This window comes from Rhodococcus sp. ARC_M5, from assembly GCF_022810405.1.
In the GTDB taxonomy this organism is placed as follows: Bacteria; Actinomycetota; Actinomycetes; order Mycobacteriales; family Mycobacteriaceae; genus Rhodococcoides; species Rhodococcoides navarretei.
Window position 1 is genome coordinate 22,991 of record NZ_JALGQE010000022.1, and the last position, 20,263, is coordinate 43,253.

A 20,263-nucleotide genomic window follows, 5' to 3' on the forward strand; every position below is an offset into this window, starting at 1 on the left:
ATCTCACATGCACCTCTTGGCTTTCACCCCGATCGACGTCGACGCGGCAGAACTGCGGCGCCGGCAGGATCGGTACGATCACCTTTCACCCGCGGGGATCACCGTCGAGCTCCGCAACATCGGGCCCGATGCGCCGAGCGCACTGGATACCGAACTCGACGTCAGACGGTCGGAAGACGTGCTGTCGCAGGTCTTCCACTCCGTGCGCGACACGCACGCCGACGGGTTCCTGCCCGACTGCGTGCTCGACCCCTGTGCCGAGGAAGCGGATTCGTTCGCGCGGCCGCTCTACGGCCTCACGCGGCTGACGGCGTCGTTCTATGCCTCCCAGGGACATCGGATCGGTGCGTTGGCGAGGAACGACGCCATCGCCGCAGAACTGGACCGCCGACTCGGGTTCTACGGGATAGTCGCCGAGGCCACCGAGGTGCTCGGGCTCGGTGTGCACGACATCGTAGACGCCGGAGCCTGGGGTAGAGCGGTCTCGGAACACGCGCGCAAACTCCGGTGCACCATCGCCGTCAATGCCTGCTCTGCAGTCGATCTCGTCGATCCACCGACGTCACCACAGGTCGTCGATCCGACGGCTACGGCGCTGCGGCTGCTGGGTCTGCGTTCCGATCTGCAGGTCCCCGCATGAGCGAGGACGGCCCCGACCTGGTGGTGGCAGGCGCGGGCGGCGGACTCGTTGCTGCTCTGCGTGCGGCCCAGCTCGGGCTCGACGTGCTTGTGGTCGAGGCCAGCACGCACTTCAAGCGGGGCAACAACACGGCAATGTCCACGGCCATGATCCCCGGTGCCGGTTCACGGTGGCAGCGGGAGGCCGGAATCGAGGATTCGCCGCAGCAGTTTCTGGACGATGTCTTGCGCAAAACGAAGGGTAGTGCCGATCTTCGGCTGGCGTCCACCCTGGCCGATGTCAGTGCGCCGCTGGTGGAATGGCTCGCAGATCACGTCGAGCTGCCGCTCACGCTCGTCACCGATTTCGCGTACCCGGGTCACTCGCAATTGCGTTGCCACACAGTCGAAGGCCGCCACGGCAGCGCGATGCTCGAGCACCTCGCCCGAGCGGTCGCGGACGAGCCGCGGATCGACATGTTGACTCCCGCCCGCCTGACCGACGTGTCCGTCGACACCGCCGGGGCTGTCGACGGGGTGAGCATCACGATGCCCGACGGTAGCGTCGATGTCGTTCCCACCCGCGCAGTTCTGTTGGCCACCAACGGTTACGGTGCCAATACGGACATGGTGGCACAGTACGTGCCGGAGATATCCGCGGCGCGCTATCACGGCAGTGAGCACTCCAACGGGGATGCGCTGGCCATCGGACGTCGTCTCGGTGCCGACTCGGCATACCTCGATGCCTACCAGGGGCACGCGGCACTGTCGAAGCAGGCGACGACGCTCGTCGGATGGGCGACGGTGATGCACGGCGGCGTCGTGCTCGACTCGACCGGTCGCCGGTTCGGTGACGAGACGACCGGCTACTCCGAATACGCGGCCACTCTGGCCGCCAGGCCCGGCTCCGAGGGCTGGGTTGTCATCGACCGCGAGATCTACGACAAGTGTTTGTCGTTCAAAGACTTCCAGCAGACGGTCGAGTCGGGTGCTGCAATATGGGCCGACGATGCGGAGAGTCTTGCTGCCGCTACCGGGCTTCCACCTGCCACAGTGGCGGAGGAACTCGCCGCTGTGGAAAGCTATGCGCGGGGAGAGGCGTCGGATCCGTTCGGCCGCAACTCTTTCGAGCACACGCTTGCCGGGCCGTACGCCGCCATCAAGATCGTGCCCGCGTTGTTCCACACCCAGGGTGGGCTCGTCGTGGACGAGAACGCACGTGTTCTCCGCACCGACGGTTCCGCCATCACCGGTCTGTTCGCCTCGGGCGGTGCCGCGATGGGCATCTCCGGCCACGGTGCGGCCGGGTATCTGGCAGGCAACGGATTGCTCCCTGCTCTCGGACTCGCTTACCTCGCGGCAAGCTCACTCCGATCAACTGCACTCTTGTGAAAAAATCGAAAGGACAACCATGTCAACGCTCTTGATCACCAATGCCCGCGTAGTTCGTGCAGGATCCGATGCCCCCGACGAGGGCGAATTTCTGGACCTGCTCATCGAGGACGGCAAGTTCACCCGAATCGAAGCGAACATCGATGCCTCCGCGGCGGACACCGTCGTCGACGCAGCAGGCAAGATCGCGTTTCCCGGCGTCGTCGATGCGCACCAGCACTGGGGTATCTACAACTCGCTCGGTGAGGATGCCGAGACCGAGTCGCGGGCGTGCGTGCAGGGCGGCGTGACCACGTCGTTGTCCTACATGCGGACCGGCCAGTACTACATGAACACCGGCGGTTCCTACGCTGATGTGTTCCCCAAGGTCCTCGAGGCCACCGAGGGACGCCCCTACGTCGATTACGCGTACCACCTCGCGCCGATGTCGAAGGAACACATCGACGAAATCCCCTCGCTCATCGCCGACCACGGCGTCACGTCGTTCAAGATCTTCATGTTCTACGGTAGCCACGGGCTCCACGGCCGGTCCACCGATCAGAGCGAGTTCCTCATGACGCCCGAGGGGGAGCGCTACGACTTGGCGCACTTCGAGTTCGTCATGCGCGGCATCCAGGCTGCCCGTGAGCAGATGGGCGACAAGGCCGATCACATCTCGCTGTCGCTGCACTGCGAGACCGCCGAGATCATGAGCGCGTACACCAAGATCGTCGAGGAGGAGGGCACCCTCGAGGGCCTCGCCGCATACAGCGCGTCGCGGCCACCGCATTCCGAGGGCCTCGCAGTCACCATTGCGTCGTTCCTCGCAGACGAGACGCAGCTGCCCAACATCAACTTGCTGCACCTGTCGTCGCGCAAGGCGCTGACCGCGGCGATGCGGATGGCAAAGGCGTTCCCACACGTCAACTTCCGCCGCGAGGTCACGATCGGCCACCTGCTGGCCGATATCGACACCGCCTACGGACTCGGTGGCAAGGTCAACCCGCCGTTGCGTCCGCGTGACGACGTCGAAGCGCTGTGGGAGCACCTGCTCGCAGGCGACATCGACTGGGTCGTCAGCGATCACGCGTGCTGCAAGGACGAGAAGAAGTTCGCCGAGGATCGCGGCGACATCTTCGCCGCGAAGTCCGGCTTCGGCGGTGCCGAATACCTGCTCCCAGGACTGGTCAGCGAAGGACGCAAGCGCGGCCTGAGCTGGCGTCGCATCGCCGAGCTCACGTCACTGAACCCGGCCCGACGCTACGGGCTGCCGGGCAAGGGAGACATCGCCGTCGGCATGGACGCAGACGTCGCTCTGATCGACCCCGATCACACCTGGACCGTCCGGCCGGAGGATTCCGAGTCGGCGCAGGAGTACACACCGTTCGAGGGATTCGAGCTCGGTGCCAAGGTGACCGACACGTTCGTCCGTGGTCAGCGGGTACTCGCCGACGGTGCCGTCGCCGGTGCGCCGGCAGGCCGCTACCTGCACCGTCCGTACCTGTGACGGGCCCGCTCGAGGGCATCAGAGTTCTCGATATCTCGACGATCCTCGCCGGCCCTCTCGTTGCGCAGATCCTCGGCGATTTCGGGGCGGAGGTCATCAAGATCGAGCACCCCACCAAGCCCGACGGTATGCGCGGACACGGTCTGGACAAGGACGGTCACCCGCTGTGGTGGACGATGATCGGTCGAAACAAGCGAACGATGACTCTCGACCTCGGAAATGCACAGGGCGGAGCACTCTTTCGTCGTCTCGCCGCCGAAGCCGATGTGGTGGTCGAGAACTTCCGGCCGGGAACCCTCGAACGCTGGGGGCTGGGATACGACGTGCTGTCCGAGCTGAATCCGGGTCTGATCCTGTTGCGTGTCACGGGCTTCGGTCAGACCGGGCCGTACGCCACCCGGCCGGCCTTCGGGACGCTCGTCGAATCGATGAGTGGCTTTGCGCATCTGACCGGTGAAGCAGACGGACCGCCGACGCTTCCTGCGTTCGGACTGGCCGATTCCCTCGCCGGGATCGCCGGCTCGTCGGCGGTGTCCATGGCCCTGCTGCACCGAACCAACAACGGCGGTCAGGGTCAGCAGATCGACCTCGATCTGTTGAGCCCGATCATGGCCGCGGTCGGGCCGGGCGTCATCTACGCCGACCAGTTGGGGATCGATCAGGAACGCACGGGCAATCGGTCGAGCAACAATGCGCCCCGCAACCTGTACAAGACCGCGGACGGTCATTGGTTGGCGATCTCCACGAGCGCCAATTCGATCGCTGAGCGGGTGCTGGTCCTGGTGGGCCACCCCGAGGTGCTGGACGAACCATGGTTCGCCACCGGGCGTCAGCGCGCCGCCCACGCGGACCTGCTGGACGAGTACGTCGGCGGCTGGATCGGCGAGCGGACGAAAGACGTGGTGATCGACGAGTTCGAGAAGGCGGGCGCGGCAGTCGCTCCCGTCTACAAGCCGAGCGACCTGTTGTCCGATCCACAGGTCAACGCCATCGAGATGGTGACGACTGTCGAGGACGACGACCTGGGTCCGGTGCGCATGCAGAACGTCATGTGGCGGATGGGTAGTAGCCCCGGAAGCATCAGATACACCGGACGCAAGCACGGTGCCGATACCGATGAGGTGCTGACCGAAATCGGGTGCAGCGCCGACGAGATCGAGGCCATGCACCGCGACAGCATCGTGTAGAGCGCGGCGGGTGATCGCAGTGTTCGGTCACCCGCCGAGTTCACGCCGGAATCTGTTGCACCACAGCGGCGACGGCTTCCACCTGGTCTGCGATGCGTGGGCCCCACCGACTCGACAGGTCTTCGTCCATCGGGAATATCCTGCCGTCTCGGACGGCGGTCATCGAACCCCACCCCGGCCGAGCGGCGACGGATTCGGCTGTCACGCCGCAGCATTGGGCGTCGGCGAGGAACACGATATCGGGATCCGTGCTGATCACTGTTTCGGCGGACAGTTGTGGGTAGTCGCCCGCATCGGAGCCGTCGGCGATGCTCTGGAGGCCGAACAGTCCGTAGATTTGGCCGACGAAGCTCTGGCTGGACACGGTGTACAGCGTGTCGTCGAGTTCGTGGAAGTACGTCAGCGGCTGATCACGATCCGGAACGCTCGCCACGGCAGCGTCGATCCGGGACCGCATCTGGGCGACCACCGCATCGCCGTCGGCGTCGTGCCCGGTGGCATCCGCGACGCGTTCGATCTGCGAGTACGCGTCGTCGAGGCTCGTCGCGGCCGGAACCAGCAGCGTCGGAATGCCGGCCTCGGCCAGAGTGGACGTCACGAGGCCGAGGTCGGTGGAGGTGATCACCAGGTCCGGGTCGTACGCGACGATCGCCTCGAGGCTCGGCGTGAACGCCGACAGCCCGGTCTTCGGCGCGTCGGCGGGATAGTCCGACTGATCGTCGACGGCCGCCACCTGCTCACCCGCGCCGACGGCGTACAGGGTCTCCGTCGCCGTCGGGCTCAGCGAGACGATCGAACGAGGCATCGCGTCGATGGTGACGGTCCCGCCGTCCGAGCCCGAGGCGATCGTCCTCGGAAACTCCCCGCTCGACGCCGTGGCCGAGGTGGTGGTCGGCGGGGAGTCCGTGGTCGTGCCGCCGCAGCCGGTCGCGACCAGCGCGACGACTGCGAACCCGGCTGAGATCATTCGTGCCGATCGACGCTGCACTGCCACTCCTGTGTTTCCGATGCCTCTGGGAGCGCCAACACTATCGGGTCGCGGTCAGCGCCCCAGGCTCCGTGCCAGGTACGTGCCGGTGTGGGTGTCGGAGAGCACCAACTCGTCGACGGTGCCGGTGAAGGTGATCACCCCGCCGTTGTGCCCGCCGTCGGGGCCGAGATCGATGACCCAGTCGGCGGCGGCGATGACGTCGAGGTTGTGTTCGATGACGATCACCGACCTACCCTCGTCGACCATCCCGGACAGCAACGCGATCAGGTTCGACACGTCCGACGGGTGCAGACCGGTCGTCGGCTCGTCTAGAACCAGCACCGGCGACGACCCGACCAATTCGGTGGCGAGCTTGAGCCGTTGACGTTCGCCGCCGGAAAGCGAAGACAGGTTCTGGCCGAGTGAGAGGTAGCCGAGGCCGACGTCCCGGCACCGACGGAGGATGTCGCGGATCTTCTTGACCTCGAAGAAGTCCTGCGCGTCTTCGACGGACATCTCGAAGATGTCGGCGATGCTGATGCCGTCGACGGTGTGCCGGATCGCGCCCGATCGGAACCGCCTGCCCTGGCATGTCTCACACGTGCTCGTCACCGGGTCGGTGAACCCGAGATCGGTGAAGATGACGCCACCGCCCTGGCAGTCGGGGCACGCACCGTCGGAGTTGGGGGAGAACAGTGACGGCGGCTGCCCGGTCTTCTTGGCGAAGTAGGCGCGGATCGGATCGAGCAGTCCGGTGTAGGTCGCGGGGGAGGAACGACGCGAACCGCGGATGGGTGCCTGGTCGATGATGACGGCGTCCGGCGCGGCCTCACGAAGGTGGCCGTGGATGAGGCTGGACTTGCCGGAGCCCGCGACCCCGGTGACGGCCGTCAGGACTCCGAGCGGAATGTCGACGCTGACGTCGCGCAGGTTGTGGGTGCTCGCTCCGGTGATGCTCAGCCAGCCCGATGGCGGACGGGGAGTGCGTAGTTCGACGCCTACGCGCCGCAGCGCAGATCCGGTGCGGGTGTCGGCGCGGCGCAGTTCGTCGTAAGTGCCCTCGAACACGACTGTGCCGCCGGCCTTTCCGGCACCGGGGCCGATCTCGACGATGCGGTCGGCGATGGCCATGACCTCGGGATCGTGCTCGACGACGAGGACGGTGTTGCCCTTGTCGCGCAGCGCGAGCAACATGTCGTCGAGGCGGTGGACGTCGCGGGGGTGGAGCCCGGTGGTCGGTTCGTCGAAGACGTAGAGCATGTCGTTGAGGGTTGCCCCGAGGTGCCGCACCATCTTGATACGCTGCGATTCACCGCCCGACAGCGACGACGTTACGCGGTCCAGGCTGAGATAGCCGAGACCGAGATCGACGAGTCGTCGCAGCTGCGTGACGATTTCGGCGGTGACGCTGCCCAGGCCCGTGATCCGCCAGCCGTCGATGCGGTCGGCGAGTTCGGAGACCTGCATCGCGAACGCGTCGGGTAAGGACAGTCCTTCGAGGGTGGCACCGCGGATGGTCTCGTTGTATCGAGAGCCGCCGCAGGCCTCGCAGGTGCCGCGGGTGACGATGCGCTCGAACGCGAGCTTGGCTTTGCCTTTGAGTGCGTCGGCGTCCTTCGCCAGGTAGCTGCGCCGGAACCTGGACACGATCCCCTCGTAGCTCTTCATGACGGCGTCGGGATTCGTCACCTCGACCTCGCCGGGCTTGGCGTCGAAGAAGATGTGGCGCTCACGGGCGGAGTACTGCTCGATCGGGACGTCGAGGTCGAACAGGCCCGAGTCGGCGAACACTCGGTACGGCCATTTGCCGACCTCGAAGTCCGGATGCTTGAACGGCCCCTCGCGCAAGGACTTCGACTCGTCCACCAGCTCGCGGAGGTCTACGACCTTCGCCTCGCCGAGCCCCTCGCATTCGAGGCACATTCCGGCGGGGTCGTTGAACGAAAACGCATTGGCGTAGCCGATGCTCGGCGTGACGGCACGGGACCAGAGCATGCGTAGCCAGTCGCCGATGTCGGTGATGGTGCCGACCGTCGATCGCGGGCCACCGAACAGACGCTTCTGATCGACGATCACGACGGCCGACAGGTTGGCGATCAGATCGGCGTCGGGCCGACCGTAGGACGGGAGAAACGTCTGAGCGAACGCGGTGAACGTGGAGTTGATCTGCCGTTGTGCTTCGGCGGCGATGGTGTCGAAGACGAGCGACGACTTGCCCGATCCGGAGACGCCCGCGAACACGACGAGCGAGCGTTTGGGGAGGTCGAGGTTCACATCGCGGAGATTGTTCTCGCGGGCTCCGCGAACGATGATGGTGGACAGTTCGTCTGCAGCTGTCGGTGTATCGATCGAGATCGTCGGCTGGGCTGGAGTCATTGCGTTCGAGTCGCCTTTCGCCGCCCCCGACGCTGGTTCGCCCGGGGCCGACGCAGTCTACCGTACGGTGTACGGAAATGCAGACTATTTTGCCGTGTAACAGACTTCTCGGTACGGCGATTCCCTTTGGTCACCGGTGGCAGCTGGTCATCGGTCGCATCGAAAGGTCTCCGTGTCGAACAACAGTCGCATCACTGTGCACTCGATCGTCTTGTGCGCGCTCCTTGCCCTCACCGCCGCAGCCTGTGGCTCCACTGACTCCGAGGTCGGAACCGAGGTCAGGACCGTGACTGTGCAAGCGACCGAACCCTCGCCGACTTCTGTGCCGCGGCTTGTCCTTCCGGATGCCACTTCCCTCGAGCCTTCGGTGCTCGAGCCTTCGGCGACCCCCGAGCCCGCGGCACCCGAGCCGGTACCCGCGTTCATGCCGTCCGTTGTGTGTATGAATCTGCAGACTGCCCAGAACGCAATTCAGGCTGCAGGGGTCTTCTACTCCCGGAGCGTCGATGCGTCCGGTGCGAGCCGGATGCAGGTCAACGACTCGAACTGGATTGTCGTAGCGCAGGATCCACCCGCAGGGACTCTCATCGGTGAGGGAGATGCCCTGCTGTCCTCGGTGAAGATCGGGGAGCCGAACAACTGCTGATCTACCGGCGAATGCTGTGCTTGCCCGCTGGAGCCGGTTCCTGCTCGGTGGAGCTGTAGGCGAGGTGACCTCCGATGAGGCCGCCGACGCTCGCTGCCGCCAGGCCTGCCGCAGCCAGGGCCTTGGCAACACCGTCGGTGTGCTTGCGGCGTCGTAAGTAGGAGCCGAGGAACAGGAATACGCCGGTCGCGTTCGAGGCCGCGTGGATCATCCCGACCCGTCGTTGGCGCGTGTTCATCGTCGACCAGTCGGCCCAACCGGTGGCGATGGCTGCCGGCGCGGACGCCAGCCCGACGGAGATGACGAGCTTGCTCGCCCTCGATTGGTGATTCAGCAGGTCGAGGGCAACGGCGCTGGTCCAGCTACCGATGGTGACGTTGACGAGTGCCGGGTGAATGGGGTGACCGATCCATCGCCCACGGAGCGCCCCACCGATCGCGCTGTCGTCGAGTGCGGGCTCGAGAACGCCGTTGATGGCGTTGCCGGTTCCGTCGAGGAACGATGCCGATTCGAGGCTGTCGAGTGCTTGTTCGAGTGTCATACCGGGGCGAATGCCCCACTGGGGATGCGCGAACCGTAAGGGCAGCCAAACACGGGACGAGATGCTTGGACGTCCTATAACGTCGGGTGATGAGCAGCGGAACACGAGTGAACACCGTCGACGGCGTCCTGCGACGGTCGGCCGCGAAATTCCCCGATCGTCTCGCCGTGACGTTCGAGGGACGCAGTCACACCTACAAGGAACTCGATACCGCGGTCACCCGCGCCGCCCGCCGGCTGATCGCGTTGGGATTGAACAAGGGTGACCGTGTGGCGGCGTACGGCGTCAACTCGGATGCGTACGTCGTTGCGTTCCTTGCTTGTGCGCGAGCCGGATTGGTGCACGTTCCGATCAACTACGCGCTGGTGGGCGAAGAACTGCAGTACTTGCTCGGTCAGTCGGGCTCCCGCGTGGTTCTCGTGGACCCGGCGTTGACGGCCACCCTCGACTCCGTTCGTGGAGACCTGACGATCGAGCACGTGGTGCCCCTTCCCGATGTGCTGGGCGCAGACGGTGACGGCTCCGAACTCGAACCCGCCGCCGATTCGAGCGACCTCGCTCAGTTGCTCTACACCTCCGGAACGACGTCGAAACCCAAGGGCGCGATGATGTCTCATGGCGCGCTCGTCGCGGAATACGTCTCGTGCGTCATCGCGCTCGGGTTCACTCAGGACGACGATCCTCTGCTCGTGATGCCGATGTATCACTCGGCGGGGATGCACGTGTTCATGCTGCCCTACCTGTCGGTGGGTGCCACGGTCCGCTTGATGCGCAGGCCCGACGTTCCCGAGATCCTGCGCCGCATCGAAGAGGAGAAGATCAAGTCTCTGTTCCTGGCACCGACGGTGTGGGTTCCGCTCGCCAATCACCCCGACCTGGCCACGCGCGACCTCTCGTCGCTGAAGAAGGCGCAGTACGGGTCTTCGATCATGCCTGTCACCGTGCTGACTCGGCTACGTGACCGGTACCCGGACATCGAGTTCTACAACTGTTTCGGGCAGTCCGAGATCGGCCCGCTGGCAACGGTATTGCAGCCCGAGGAGCACGAGGCGCGGCCGGCATCGTGCGGACGTGCGGTCTTCTTCGTCGAAACCCGCGTCGTCGATGCCGACGGCAACGATGTGCCGGACGGCGAGCCCGGCGAGATCCTCTACCGTTCCCCTCAGTTGTGCGACGGCTACTGGGACAAGCCGGAGGCGACGGCAGATGCGTTCTCGGACGGGTGGTTTCATTCCGGTGACCTGGTGACCCGCGATGCCGAGGGGTTCATCACCGTGGTCGATCGGATCAAGGACGTAATCAATACCGGCGGCATTCTCGTCGCGTCGCGCGAGGTGGAGGATGCGATCTACACCCATCCGGCGGTCGCCGAGGTCGCGGTGATCGGGACCCCCGACGACAAGTGGATCGAGGCGGTGACGGCCGTCGTCGTTCTGAAGGACGGAAGTGAGTTGTCGTCGGAGGTCTTGATCGACCATGTGAAGGGTCGGATAGCGCCGTTCAAGGTGCCCAAGACCGTCGCGTTCGTCGACGAATTGCCGCGCAATCAGAGCGGAAAATTGCTCAAGCGTGAGCTGCGCAGTTGACCTGTTGTCAGGCTGCGCGACGTTTTCGTCGGTGGTAGCTGGGGATGGGTCGCCTTGTGGGGTCGATGGATTCGGGTGGGATGGCGTAGGGGTGTCCATCGTCGCCCATGAGTAGCTGCCAGTCGCCGTGGTGGACGAGGCGGTGGCATTCTCCGCAGACCAGCGCAAGGTTGTTCAGGTCGGTGCGGCCGCCGTGTTCCCAGAATCTGACGTGGTGGGCTTGGCACCACTGTGCGGGGCGGCCGCACATCACGCAGCAGGTGTCGCGGATGGTCAGAGCGATGCGCTGGTCGTCGGAGGCGAGTCTGGTGGTTCGTCCGAGCGCGAGTGGAACGCCGTTGTGGTCGACGATGACAGGGGTCAGGTCGGCGTCACAGGTGACGAGTTCGGCGAGGGAGCGACTGATCGGGCCGGTCCAGTCGAAGTGGAACGGCCAGTCCGCGTCGCCCGGCTCGGGAGCCGGGTTCTTCCTGGCATCGCCACCACCGGCATCGCTGCGACCGCCACGACCGGGACCGGCGTTGGAGTCACCGGTTCGTGAGTTGTCGGCGGTAACAGCACTGCTCCCGCCCACACGGTGATCGGCGGTGCCACGACCGGGACCGGCGTTGGCATCGCCGGTTCGTGAGTTGTCGGCGGTAACAGCACTGCTCCCGCCCACACGGTGATCGGCGGTGCCACGACCGGGACCGGCGTTGGAGTCACCGGTTCGTGAGTTGTCGCCGGTAGCAGCACTGCTCCCGCTGGTACGGGCACCGCCCGCTCCGCGATCGGGGCCCTCGTTGCCGCCGCCATTGGCACGATCGGGACTGGCACCGCCGCCGGTTCGTGAGTTGTCGCCGGTAGCGCCGGCGATGTGTGTCGCCGAACCCGTTGTAGCGCTCCCGGATTGCTTCTCTCCGCGGTCCCTGAGCAAGTCTCGCAGCGGAACGATCAGGTGCACCGACGCCCGCGACCCACCCGCCGACCCGCGGCTGCCGCGTAGGTGTCGGTCGAGAATGTGATCGAGTGCATCGGCCCGGCGCTTCGACGGACCACGTGGATCGCGCTCACCACCGTGGCCCGGGCGCGGAGCGGTCAACCCCGACAACGCGGTGAGCAGCTTCTCGGCCACCATCAGGTCGACGTTGCCGCCCAGCTGGAAGCGGCCATTGGCCAGAGGATGAACGTCGAAACGGTTCAGGTCCGGGTTCTCCGACACCGGCCGCGGTGCAGGAGTCGGCGGAACAGGCTCCGGTGCAGGCGGTTCCGGATCGGGCAGCCTGTCGGTGGACGTCGCTGAATGATCGCTCTGCCCCGCCTGGTCTCGACGCTCCTGCTCCCGCTTTTCCTGCTCTCGTTGTTGTTGCTCCCGTCGGTCCTTCTCGTGCCGGGCCCGAGCGTCCTCCGCCGCAGAGTGCGCCAGCGCTTGCGCACGTGAGGTGACCTGACCGGCGGTGCTGCGCATCGCGGTGTCGAGGAGTTCGGCGACGATTGCGTCGCGTCGATGCTCGTCGAGGGTGGGGTCGGCCAGCAGGACGACGTCGTAGCCCTCGGCGATCGCGGCGGCATGCGCGGCGTGGATCTCACCGCAGGCGAGGGCGTCGAGCACGGTGTGGTGATCGTGCAGCCAGTACCCCAGTGCGTTCTGGCGGACGGCTGATCCGTCGGTGATCCGAACCGACCGGGCGTACCAGCGGGTCACGGACGAGTGGCCGAGCTTCATCGCCAATCCGCGTCGGTCGATCTCGGCCAGCAGAGTCAATCTGGTTGCAGCAAGCGCATTCTCGTGGGAAGTCGCGTCGGCGAGCGCGGAGACCAATTCCTTGTCCCCGAGCCCGAACACATCCCCCCATGTCTTCACCCCACGAAAGCTATACCCACCCACCGACACGTTTCTGCAGCGCAGGTCAGCGCTTCCACCGGATGCGGATGGGCCCCTTCGCGGTCGATGGATCGACGACGGAACCCTTCTGTGTGATCTCGACTTCTCCCGCGTCGACCATGCGTCGAGCTGCGCGGCGGACCGGCTCCATCAAGTCGCGCCACCCGTCGTCGGACAGCGCTCGTGCGACGTCGGAGGGGCAGATCGTGGCGTCACGAGATCGGGCGTCGAGCAGGGTCCTGATCTTGTCCTCGAGTTCCTTGTCTGTGGTGCTCACCTTGTGTCGCCGGCATGTGTCGCTGCAGTACTTGATGTCATCCCAGTTCTTCTCCCACTTCTTGCGCCATTCGATTCTCCGTCCGCACGATGCGCAAACCTTGTCCGCTGGGTGCGCCGTGGGGGAGCGACGGGAGTGAGCCATGCTTCGACAGTAACCTCGTCGCATGGCGATTCGACCCATCCTCATTGCCGGCGACCCGCGGCTGACGACCTATGCCGTTCCCGTCGCCGAGTTCGATGCGGCACTGGCGGCGTTCGTGGACGATCTCTTCGAGACCAACACCGCCGCGCACGGTGCCGGTCTCGCCGCCAATCAGGTCGGTGACCCGCGGGCGGTGTTCGTCTACGACCTGAACGACGGCGGAGTGCGTCACCGCGGGCACGTGGTCAATCCAGTGCTCGAGACGTCGGCGATCCCGGAGACGATGCCCGACCCCGAGGACACCGAAGGGTGTCTGTCGGTTCCGGGGGAGCGGTACCCCACGGGACGCGCCGAGTGGGCCCGCGTCACCGGCGTCGATGTGGAGGGCGATCCGGTGACGGTCGAGGGCCACGGCTACCTGGCTCGGTGTCTCCAACACGAGTGCGACCATCTGGCCGGTCACCTGTACCTCGACCGCCTGATCGGCCGCAATCAGCGCGCCGCCAAGAAGATGATCAAATCCATGGGATGGGTCGAACCAGGCAACAGTTGGCTGCCCGGATCCGACTCCGACCCGTTCGGTTGGTGATCAGCAGGCCCCGGTGACAGCGCAGGCCGTCGATCGTTCGAGTTTCCAGCGGCCATCCGACACGACGAAGTCGATGGTCGTAGGTTGCCCCAGTGAGGCTCCTGTCGCCGCGACCCGGTCGGGCGAAACAGTGGAAACGTGGTCGAAGATCACCTCCGACACGATTCCCCCGCTGTCGAAGACCGCGGCGTTTTCCTCCGCCGATCCTTCGAGCGCGTCGGCGCGGTCGCCTCGTTCGGCGGTGCCATCGAACACGGTGCGAAAGATCGCGGTCGTATCCTCCGGGGTGGGGATGGCGGTGGCTGCGACCGCTGAGGGAGGCAGCGGGAACGACGTCGGCGTCACGTCGACCACCTCGACCTGCGGCTCGGGTTCCGTTGCCGCGCAACCGGTAAGAGTGAGGAGCGCCAGTCCGCACAGTGCACGGCCGACGAACATCAGAAGGGGTTGTAGACGTAGAGCATCCGGTAGTTCCACTCCGACGACCCGGCCGGGATTCGGATCTCCGTCAGGGCTCGGCCGTTCTGGGAGCACCAGCTCTGACCGTGGAACGACGAGCAATCGATCTGCACGCTCGTGCCGAACGGGCTGACGATCAACGACTTGGTGCTCGCTGCACCGTATGCCGCCGGGTCGAAGGCGCTCACGAAGTTCGCGGTCGAATCCTTGGGCCCGAACGGGTTGTCGTCGGGAGCTGCGGAGGCTGTCGGCGCGACGAGCACTGCGCCGCCGATCGCCAACGCGACTCCGGCGAGGATCTTCTTCAGCATGGTGGCTCCGTTCGTTTCGAGCACGAATACTCAGTGCTCATGGGATCGGCCGCAACCGACCGCGCGTTACGAACCGGCCTTCCCTCGAACGCGGCACACTGGAGACCATGACAGCACTCGAAGCCCCCATCGTCGCCCAGCGGCTCGGCCGTCGTCTCACGGTGTGGGGCGGTGGAAGTGCGCTCGTCGGAACGGTGTTGGCGTTGCGCGGGTCGTCGCCTGCCTGGCGGGCGTTCGGTCAGCAGACCGCCGGGTGGGGAGCAATCGATGTGGCCATTGCCGCCGCGGGGGCGCTCAACTCCTCGGTCCCGACGTCCAAGAGCTTGAGCAAGCTGCTGTGGATCAATGCAGGTCTCGACGTTCTCTACATCGCGACCGGTGCGCACATCGCCGTCAGGAAGCCTCGGTTCGGCGGCCGGATCACCGCTGACCAGGCGCTGGGCCACGGAGCTGCCGTCGTCGTGCAGGGTGCTGCGCTTCTCGCACTGGACACGACTCACGCGCGCATGATCGCCGACTAATCACACGAGTGTCATTCTCGCCGTAGGCGTTTTGTCAAGTACCGACGCGCCCGATTTGTTGCGTGTTCGGTAGATTTGCGTAACACTCGTCCCATCAGTCACATCAGTATCGTGGGTCACACGGGAAACGGTGGGTTCGTTCATGCGTGTACGTAGTCGGCAGATCGCTGTCGGGGCTGTCCTGGCACTGGCAGTGAGCGGACTCAGCGCTCTCACCGCGCCTACCGTCTCGGCCGAACCCTGCGGTGGCCTCGGTGGGCCGGGTTCGTCGCCGCTGTTCGGATCCTCGGGCAGCGCGGGGATGTCCGGCAAGAATCCCCAGGGGCCGCAGGGGCCTCTTCCTCGGATCACCGGGAACACGCAGAGCATTGCCTGGGTCACCGGTCCGCAAAGCGTGAACAACACCTACAACGACCTCGCGATGTCCGGCACCGACCTGGGTATCAGTTGGGACAACGGTGCCGGCCAGATCTTGATGGCGTTCGGAGACACGTTCGGGGACTGCTCCTCCGGCAACGCGCAGTGGCGCAGCAACGCGCTCTTCCGTTCGGACAAGGCATCGACGAACCTGGCGCAGGGCATCGAGATCGGTCCAGCCAACCCAGCGGACAACACCTCCGGTGCGGTCGTGCGAGCCGACAATCCCAGGTACGCAGCCGAAATCATCGCGAGCGCCAAACTGCCGACCGTCGAGGACACGACGATCCCCACGGCGGCCATCGCGATCGGCAACACCCAGTACATCAACTACATGTCGGTGCAGAGCTGGGGCACACCAGGACGCTGGATCACGAACTACTCCGCAACGGCCAAATCGACTGACAACGGCCAGAATTGGTCGACGGATCCCAAGACGATCCGCGTCAACAAGGGTGTCACCATCCCGGGCTTCACCAACGTCCACGAGAGCCAGGGCAAGTTCCAGCAGAGTGCCTACGTGCTGGGTCGCGACGGCGAGTACCTGTACCAGTTCGGCACTCCGAACGGACGATTCGGCGACGCCTTCGTCTCGCGCGTGGCACCGAACGACATCGAGAACCTCGACGCGTACGAGTACTCGACGCAGGATCCGGATCCGACGAAGCAGTGGTCGAAGAATATCGGCGACACCGTTGCCATCGTCAAGGGACCGGTCAGCGAGATGTCGGTGGCGTGGAACGACTACCTCGGCCGCTACGTGATGATGTACGGGGACGAGAACTCTCGCACATTGGTCGCTCGCACCGCCGACAATCCCGAGGGTCCGTGGAGTGCGCCGAGGACAATTCTCGACGCCGGTCAGACGGCCGGTGGTATCTATGCGCCGTTCATTCACCCGATGTCGAGCGGAAAAGACCTGTACTTCACTGCTTCTCGGTGGTCGGACTACAACGTGCTGTTGTTGAAGACGAATCTCGATGCTCTGAAGTGATCGTCCCCGATCGTTCGATGGCGGCCTGCAGGTAGGCGTCCACATCGAGGTCGATGGAGGCGGACAGTAGTCCGCGCCGGATCGTCGAAAGATACCTGCTCGACGGTTCGCCGGGCTCCCGCACGATCGAACTGGTCAGTGTGAACGCGGGCTGTCCACCGAGGTCCGGAAGTCGCAGCAGTGCATCGTATTTGCCGCGGAAGTTCTCGCCCTCGCGATCCACTGCCAGCTGCGACCACTGTCCGATGGCAAGCGTCTCCGTCGCTCCGATATCGACGGACTCGACGACGTTCTCGACCGCAGCCAGATGAGCGAACTGGCGTCGGTCGACCAGGTAGCCGTGCGCTACCGAGCGATTCGTGGCATCTACTGTTGTCGCGACGAAGGCGGATGATCCCGTCCAGCGCCTGGAGACGCCTGCGAAATACAGTGCGTGGTCGATCCACAACCACTTTTCTTCAGCAGGTAGCGCAGTCGACGGCGCGGTAGGGTGCGCACCGAATTCGGAGCTGTCGTCGGATCCCGTCAGGTACGTGAAGAACCTCTCGCGCAGCAGGTTCGACCCGTACGAGACGTACCAGAGTCGGTCGGTCACTCGGTCTCGAACAGCTGCCGGTATGCCTCGGCGAGCAGGTCGGCGGCCAGGTCGTGGTTGTGTGTCGCTGCGCCCGTGGAGTTTCCGGAGCGCATGAGCCGGGCGTTGAGGCCGTAGGCGAGGTCGTCGAACGTGTCGTCGTCGATGCCCAAGTCGACATCGACGTCTTCTTCCAGCAGTGCCCCGAGGTCGATCGACCACGACCACACACGTTCGTCACGGTACGGTCCGCGCCCAGCACTGACGGTCTCGTTGGATATCTCGAGCTGCTCGTCGGTCCGGTCGCGCGGAACATTGGTGTTGATGCGCAGGTCGAGTTCGATCGTGTCGTCGTCGTGCATGATCTCGTCTATGCGCAGCGTTTCGAAACCGCCGCACGTCAGCGTCACCAGGCGTCGAGGTCCCGTCTCGTCGGGTGCGTCGGACAGTGCCGCGATCTGCCACAGGTACTTGGTGGTGTTCGCCGGGTCGGGTATCGAGGAATTGATGTAGTCGGCCACGATGCTGCGGATGGCGGGGTACGCGATGTGGTCGGACAGTTCCCAGAACTGTTTGCGCGCCTTGCCCACGGCTGCGTCGAGCAATGTTGCCCGCTTGGCTCGTTCCTTCGGCAGTGCTGATTTCGCGCTCGGTGCCTCGCCGATCGCACCGGACTCGGCGGGGCGTTCGCGTAGGCGGGTCAGGCGCGACACGAGCTCCTGCACCTCTACCAGCTGGTCCGACGTTCCGGTCGTGAAGTCGATTGCCTCGATGTCGGTCCAGGTGTCCAGATCGGCGGCGAACCGCGCGGCGACCGAATCGGCGTAGCCGACGTGAGCCGAGCCGTCGGTGAAGTGCAGAACGTAGAGCCCGGCTCGGTGTTCCTTGGCCGCGAAGACCGTGGCGATGGATCCGGCGTCGGTGACGTCGAAGCGCTCGAAGGTGAATCCGTCGGGTGTGGAATCTGTCGGCATGGTCGTGAATCTACCGATGTGAGTGGGCAGCGCCTATTCTCGCTTTCGCCGTCGAGCCGTGAACATCATTGTCGACGGTGGTGGGTTTGCCGAATCGGTACCTGCCGCTGTCAGCGCGATCTGGCGGCCGGCGGTCGGTGATAGCGATCCCAGCTGAACTGTCCCGCTGAGCACTTCGTCCGACCCGTGATCGTAACGGCCGAGAAACACGGCGCGTCTACGTTCGAGATTCGGACACTTCAGGAGGTAGCAATGGCGCGGTCGATGGCGGAGCAGGCAGCGGAAACGATCACCAAGGGAATCGGGCGTCGCGGCTTCATTCAGGCGGTGGCAGCACTGGGCGCAGGCGTCGGAATTGCCGGAACGGCAGCGTGTTCGACGTCTTCGACGACCACCGCGGCTGCCAGTTCGTCGTCACCGGCCCCGACCGCTGCCGGCATCCTTCAGCCCGGAGCGGGCGACATCTCCGGCGATCACTACCTGAGCTCGGAGGTCGACAAGGTCCTGTGGGGCTACGTGCCGACGGTCGAGTCCGAATCGGTGCTGCAGATGAAGTCCGGTGAGACGGTGACCATCGACGCGCTCAGCCATGAGGGGATTCTCGAAGACCAGGGCCGCGATCCCGTCGAATTCTTCGGTGGCGAAGGTGTTTCCGAGTCCGATGTTCTGCAGGATGCGATCGACATCGCCGGCGGGTACGACCGGACGGTACGCAACTTCGACGTCGACGGACCGCACGTGGTCACGGGCCCGGTGTTCGTCGAAGGTGCACAGCGCGGCGACGTTCTCAAGATCGAGACGCTCGAGGCGACTCCCCGGGTGCCGTACGGCGTGGTGTCGAGTCGGCACGGCAAGGGCGCTCTGGCCGTCACCGCGTCCGGTGAGGCACCGCCGGGTATCAGCCTCGACGAGGTCATGCCACCGATCGGAAGCGACGGCAGGAAGTCGGGTGACCCGACGCAGTACGGCAACGTCTCCACGTTCACCGCCGTCGAGGACGGGCAGGGCGTGATGCGGTACGGCGATGCGTCCGTGCGCTTTCCGCTACGACCGTTCATGGGCATGATGGGTGTCGCGTTCGCCAGCGACCCGGGGTTGACGTCGCCCAATGCGAATTCGATTCCGCCGACGCTCGGCGGCGGCAACATCGATGTCGGGTTGCTCGGCGTCGGATCGACGTTCTACCTCCCGGTGTTCGCGGAGGGTGCGTTGTTCTACGTCGGTGATCCGCACATGGCGATGGGCGACGGGGAGGTGGCGTTGACGGCGATGGAGGGTTCGCTGCGCGGCACCTTCCGCCTCACCGTCTGCAAGGCGGGCAGCGGTGATGCCCCGGCCGTTGCCTACTCGTATCCCTTTGCCGAGAACGAGGACTCATGGATTCCGATCGGTCTGTCCGACCCGGACGGTGCCGTCGGCGGCCAGAGCTCGGACCTGAACGCCGCCATGCGCCGCGCGGTGGTCAATGCGCTCGACTTCCTCGAGACCGATCTGGGTATGGACCGCGCGACGGCCTATGCGTACCTCTCCGCGGCCGCGAACTTCACCGTTTCGCAGGTGGTCGACAAGACGGTCGGTGTGCACGGCCGGATCTCGAAGGCACACTTCGACCGGTAGGAGTGCGCCTTCGGCGCAGTGGTGCGTTCAAGTGCCTCAACGGGCACTTGATCACGCCACTGCCGAAGGCACCTCAGCGATGCGCCGTCGCGATGAACTGCCGGGTTGCGGCGGCGACGATATCCGCAGGGGTGATGTCGATTTCGTCGTTGAGCCACGCGATCACCAGTTCGGCGAGTCCGCCGATGAACAGGAGGCCGTTGATCTCCGACTGCGGTTGCGGGAAGGCCTGCTCACCGTAGAGTTCGCGCGATTGTTCGGCGACCAGGTGGGCGAACGCGCGCATGGACTTTCGTCGGTATGCCCGGAGTGAGTCGACGGCCAGTGATTCGATCATCGCGACGCGGCCCTTGCGCGGGTCCTCGGTGAGCACGCCGACGAAGGCAGCGATGGCGTTGTGTACCTGTTCTTCGACGGTGGGTGCGGGGGAGTGGAGCGCGTCCAGGGCCTTGGATCGGATGTCGTCGGAAATCGAATCCACCACTCGTTCGAGCAGCTCGTCTCGGCCGGTGAAGTTTTCGTAGAAGTAGCGTTCGGTCAGCTTCGCCTCCGCGCAGATCGCGGTCATGGTCGTGTTCTGGGCACCTGCCTTCGCGAACACCTCGAGCCCGGCGTCGAGCAGGCGGGCCCGACGGTCGGCAAGGCGGTCGTCGGCGCTCATGCCGTTGTAGCGGCGCGTCGTGGAGGCCATGGGTAGATCTTGACAGAGGGAGCACGTGT

At 65.3% G+C, this 20,263-nt stretch carries 20 protein-coding genes and 1 pseudogene; 10 read left to right on the forward strand and 11 right to left on the reverse strand.

The genetic code is table 11. The annotated features are described in order from the left end of the window. The first annotated feature begins 7 nt into the window (after nucleotides 1-7). From MTX34_RS22960 to MTX34_RS22975, 4 genes are read left to right on the forward strand one after another with little or no spacing between them, the layout of a single operon-like run. The gene (locus MTX34_RS22960; protein ID WP_243610922.1) at nucleotides 8-640 is read left to right on the forward strand and encodes a hydantoin racemase; all 633 of its coding nucleotides are present in this window, start codon (nucleotides 8-10) and stop codon (nucleotides 638-640) included. Then, a complete protein-coding gene (locus MTX34_RS22965) occupies nucleotides 637-2,010 on the forward strand; it encodes an FAD-binding protein (RefSeq protein WP_243610923.1) in 1,374 nt (457 codons plus the stop codon). The genes MTX34_RS22960 and MTX34_RS22965 overlap by 4 nt, the downstream gene beginning before the upstream one ends. A gap of 19 nt (nucleotides 2,011-2,029) precedes the next feature. Continuing rightward, complete coding sequence (locus MTX34_RS22970; RefSeq protein WP_243595521.1) at nucleotides 2,030-3,496, forward strand: dihydroorotase family protein; 1,467 nt, start codon at nucleotides 2,030-2,032, stop codon at nucleotides 3,494-3,496. Continuing rightward, nucleotides 3,493-4,683: a CaiB/BaiF CoA-transferase family protein gene (locus MTX34_RS22975; RefSeq protein WP_243610924.1), complete on the forward strand. Its 1,191-nt coding sequence runs from the start codon at nucleotides 3,493-3,495 to the stop codon at nucleotides 4,681-4,683. Before MTX34_RS22970 ends, MTX34_RS22975 begins: the two co-directional genes overlap by 4 nt. 40 nt (nucleotides 4,684-4,723) lie before the next feature. Here MTX34_RS22975 and MTX34_RS22980 read toward each other — a convergent pair whose 3' ends face one another. Continuing rightward, a complete protein-coding gene (locus MTX34_RS22980) occupies nucleotides 4,724-5,650 on the reverse strand; it encodes an ABC transporter substrate-binding protein (RefSeq protein ID WP_243610968.1) in 927 nt (308 codons plus the stop codon). Between the two features lie 75 nt (nucleotides 5,651-5,725). Next, nucleotides 5,726-8,029: an excinuclease ABC subunit UvrA gene (locus MTX34_RS22985; protein WP_243610925.1), complete on the reverse strand. Its 2,304-nt coding sequence runs from the start codon at nucleotides 8,027-8,029 to the stop codon at nucleotides 5,726-5,728. 286 nt (nucleotides 8,030-8,315) lie between these two features. Between MTX34_RS22985 and MTX34_RS22990 the strand changes: the two genes are divergently transcribed. Next, nucleotides 8,316-8,675 (forward strand): PASTA domain-containing protein, encoded by a 360-nt coding sequence (locus MTX34_RS22990; protein ID WP_243610926.1) that lies wholly within the window; start codon nucleotides 8,316-8,318, stop codon nucleotides 8,673-8,675. Nucleotide 8,676: 1 nt separating this feature from the next. On the opposite strand, the gene MTX34_RS22995 is transcribed toward MTX34_RS22990, so the two are convergent. Next, a complete protein-coding gene (locus tag MTX34_RS22995; RefSeq protein ID WP_243610927.1) occupies nucleotides 8,677-9,216 on the reverse strand; it encodes a DUF2231 domain-containing protein in 540 nt (179 codons plus the stop codon). Nucleotides 9,217-9,305: 89 nt separating this feature from the next. Between MTX34_RS22995 and MTX34_RS23000 the strand changes: the two genes are divergently transcribed. Further along, a complete protein-coding gene (locus tag MTX34_RS23000; RefSeq protein WP_243610928.1) occupies nucleotides 9,306-10,802 on the forward strand; it encodes an acyl-CoA synthetase in 1,497 nt (498 codons plus the stop codon). Between the two features lie 7 nt (nucleotides 10,803-10,809). Here MTX34_RS23000 and MTX34_RS23005 read toward each other — a convergent pair whose 3' ends face one another. From MTX34_RS23005 to MTX34_RS25840, 3 genes and pseudogenes are all read right to left on the reverse strand, one after another. After that, nucleotides 10,810-12,645: an HNH endonuclease gene (locus MTX34_RS23005; protein ID WP_243610929.1), complete on the reverse strand. Its 1,836-nt coding sequence runs from the start codon at nucleotides 12,643-12,645 to the stop codon at nucleotides 10,810-10,812. A 46-nt stretch (nucleotides 12,646-12,691) separates the two neighbouring features. After that, nucleotides 12,692-12,943, reverse strand: coding sequence for a DUF3253 domain-containing protein (locus tag MTX34_RS23010; RefSeq protein ID WP_243595553.1), 252 nt, complete (start codon nucleotides 12,941-12,943; stop codon nucleotides 12,692-12,694). A 15-nt stretch (nucleotides 12,944-12,958) separates the two neighbouring features. Continuing rightward, nucleotides 12,959-13,132: pseudogene (locus tag MTX34_RS25840) on the reverse strand (DUF2256 domain-containing protein); the annotation flags it as partial. On the opposite strand from MTX34_RS25840, the gene MTX34_RS23015 reads away from it, so the two are divergent. Next, entirely contained in the window at nucleotides 13,110-13,676 is a 567-nt protein-coding gene (locus MTX34_RS23015) for a peptide deformylase (protein WP_243610930.1), read from the forward strand. The pseudogene MTX34_RS25840 and the gene MTX34_RS23015 sit on opposite strands and share 23 nt — an antisense overlap. On the opposite strand, the gene MTX34_RS23020 is transcribed toward MTX34_RS23015, so the two are convergent. Continuing rightward, a complete protein-coding gene (locus MTX34_RS23020; protein ID WP_243610931.1) occupies nucleotides 13,677-14,114 on the reverse strand; it encodes a hypothetical protein in 438 nt (145 codons plus the stop codon). It lies immediately after the preceding gene. After that, nucleotides 14,114-14,446, reverse strand: a complete 333-nt coding sequence (locus MTX34_RS23025; protein ID WP_243595512.1) for a hypothetical protein — start codon at nucleotides 14,444-14,446, stop codon at nucleotides 14,114-14,116. Before MTX34_RS23025 ends, MTX34_RS23020 begins: the two co-directional genes overlap by 1 nt. A 107-nt stretch (nucleotides 14,447-14,553) precedes the next feature. On the opposite strand from MTX34_RS23025, the gene MTX34_RS23030 reads away from it, so the two are divergent. Together MTX34_RS23030 and MTX34_RS23035 are read left to right on the forward strand one after the other, a co-directional pair. Continuing rightward, nucleotides 14,554-14,967, forward strand: a complete 414-nt coding sequence (locus MTX34_RS23030; protein WP_243610932.1) for a hypothetical protein — start codon at nucleotides 14,554-14,556, stop codon at nucleotides 14,965-14,967. 142 nt (nucleotides 14,968-15,109) lie between these two features. Then, nucleotides 15,110-16,378 carry a DUF4185 domain-containing protein gene (locus tag MTX34_RS23035; protein ID WP_243610933.1) on the forward strand — a complete coding sequence of 423 codons (1,269 nt, stop codon included), beginning with the start codon at nucleotides 15,110-15,112 and terminating at the stop codon, nucleotides 16,376-16,378. Here the strand turns inward: MTX34_RS23035 and MTX34_RS23040 are convergent. Next, on the reverse strand, nucleotides 16,311-16,973 hold the full coding sequence (locus MTX34_RS23040; protein WP_243610934.1) for a hypothetical protein: 663 nt from the start codon (nucleotides 16,971-16,973) through the stop codon (nucleotides 16,311-16,313). The genes MTX34_RS23035 and MTX34_RS23040 overlap by 68 nt on opposite strands. Next, nucleotides 16,970-17,926, reverse strand: coding sequence for a hypothetical protein (locus tag MTX34_RS23045; RefSeq protein ID WP_243610935.1), 957 nt, complete (start codon nucleotides 17,924-17,926; stop codon nucleotides 16,970-16,972). The genes MTX34_RS23040 and MTX34_RS23045 overlap by 4 nt, the downstream gene beginning before the upstream one ends. A gap of 252 nt (nucleotides 17,927-18,178) precedes the next feature. On the opposite strand from MTX34_RS23045, the gene MTX34_RS23050 reads away from it, so the two are divergent. Continuing rightward, a complete protein-coding gene (locus MTX34_RS23050; protein ID WP_243610936.1) occupies nucleotides 18,179-19,543 on the forward strand; it encodes an acetamidase/formamidase family protein in 1,365 nt (454 codons plus the stop codon). 73 nt (nucleotides 19,544-19,616) lie between these two features. Here MTX34_RS23050 and MTX34_RS23055 read toward each other — a convergent pair whose 3' ends face one another. Then, a complete protein-coding gene (locus tag MTX34_RS23055) occupies nucleotides 19,617-20,234 on the reverse strand; it encodes a TetR/AcrR family transcriptional regulator (protein ID WP_243610937.1) in 618 nt (205 codons plus the stop codon). Nucleotides 20,235-20,263 lie beyond the last annotated feature (29 nt).

Bases quoted from the DNA above. Each gene is read 5' to 3' on its own strand.
- MTX34_RS22960 (WP_243610922.1), top strand. From the start codon at position 8: ATGCACCTCTTGGCTTTCACCCCGATCGACGTCGACGCGGCAGAACTG.
- MTX34_RS22965 (WP_243610923.1), top strand. From the start codon at position 637: ATGAGCGAGGACGGCCCCGACCTGGTGGTGGCAGGCGCGGGCGGCGGA.
- MTX34_RS22970 (WP_243595521.1), top strand. From the start codon at position 2,030: ATGTCAACGCTCTTGATCACCAATGCCCGCGTAGTTCGTGCAGGATCC.
- MTX34_RS22980 (WP_243610968.1), bottom strand. From the start codon at position 5,650: ATGATCTCAGCCGGGTTCGCAGTCGTCGCGCTGGTCGCGACCGGCTGC.
- MTX34_RS22985 (WP_243610925.1), bottom strand. From the start codon at position 8,029: ATGACTCCAGCCCAGCCGACGATCTCGATCGATACACCGACAGCTGCA.
- MTX34_RS22995 (WP_243610927.1), bottom strand. From the start codon at position 9,216: ATGACACTCGAACAAGCACTCGACAGCCTCGAATCGGCATCGTTCCTC.
- MTX34_RS23000 (WP_243610928.1), top strand. From the start codon at position 9,306: ATGAGCAGCGGAACACGAGTGAACACCGTCGACGGCGTCCTGCGACGG.
- MTX34_RS23015 (WP_243610930.1), top strand. From the start codon at position 13,110: ATGGCGATTCGACCCATCCTCATTGCCGGCGACCCGCGGCTGACGACC.
- MTX34_RS23020 (WP_243610931.1), bottom strand. From the start codon at position 14,114: ATGTTCGTCGGCCGTGCACTGTGCGGACTGGCGCTCCTCACTCTTACC.
- MTX34_RS23025 (WP_243595512.1), bottom strand. From the start codon at position 14,446: ATGCTGAAGAAGATCCTCGCCGGAGTCGCGTTGGCGATCGGCGGCGCA.
- MTX34_RS23030 (WP_243610932.1), top strand. From the start codon at position 14,554: ATGACAGCACTCGAAGCCCCCATCGTCGCCCAGCGGCTCGGCCGTCGT.
- MTX34_RS23035 (WP_243610933.1), top strand. From the start codon at position 15,110: ATGCGTGTACGTAGTCGGCAGATCGCTGTCGGGGCTGTCCTGGCACTG.
- MTX34_RS23045 (WP_243610935.1), bottom strand. From the start codon at position 17,926: ATGCCGACAGATTCCACACCCGACGGATTCACCTTCGAGCGCTTCGAC.
- MTX34_RS23050 (WP_243610936.1), top strand. From the start codon at position 18,179: ATGGCGCGGTCGATGGCGGAGCAGGCAGCGGAAACGATCACCAAGGGA.
- MTX34_RS23055 (WP_243610937.1), bottom strand. From the start codon at position 20,234: ATGGCCTCCACGACGCGCCGCTACAACGGCATGAGCGCCGACGACCGC.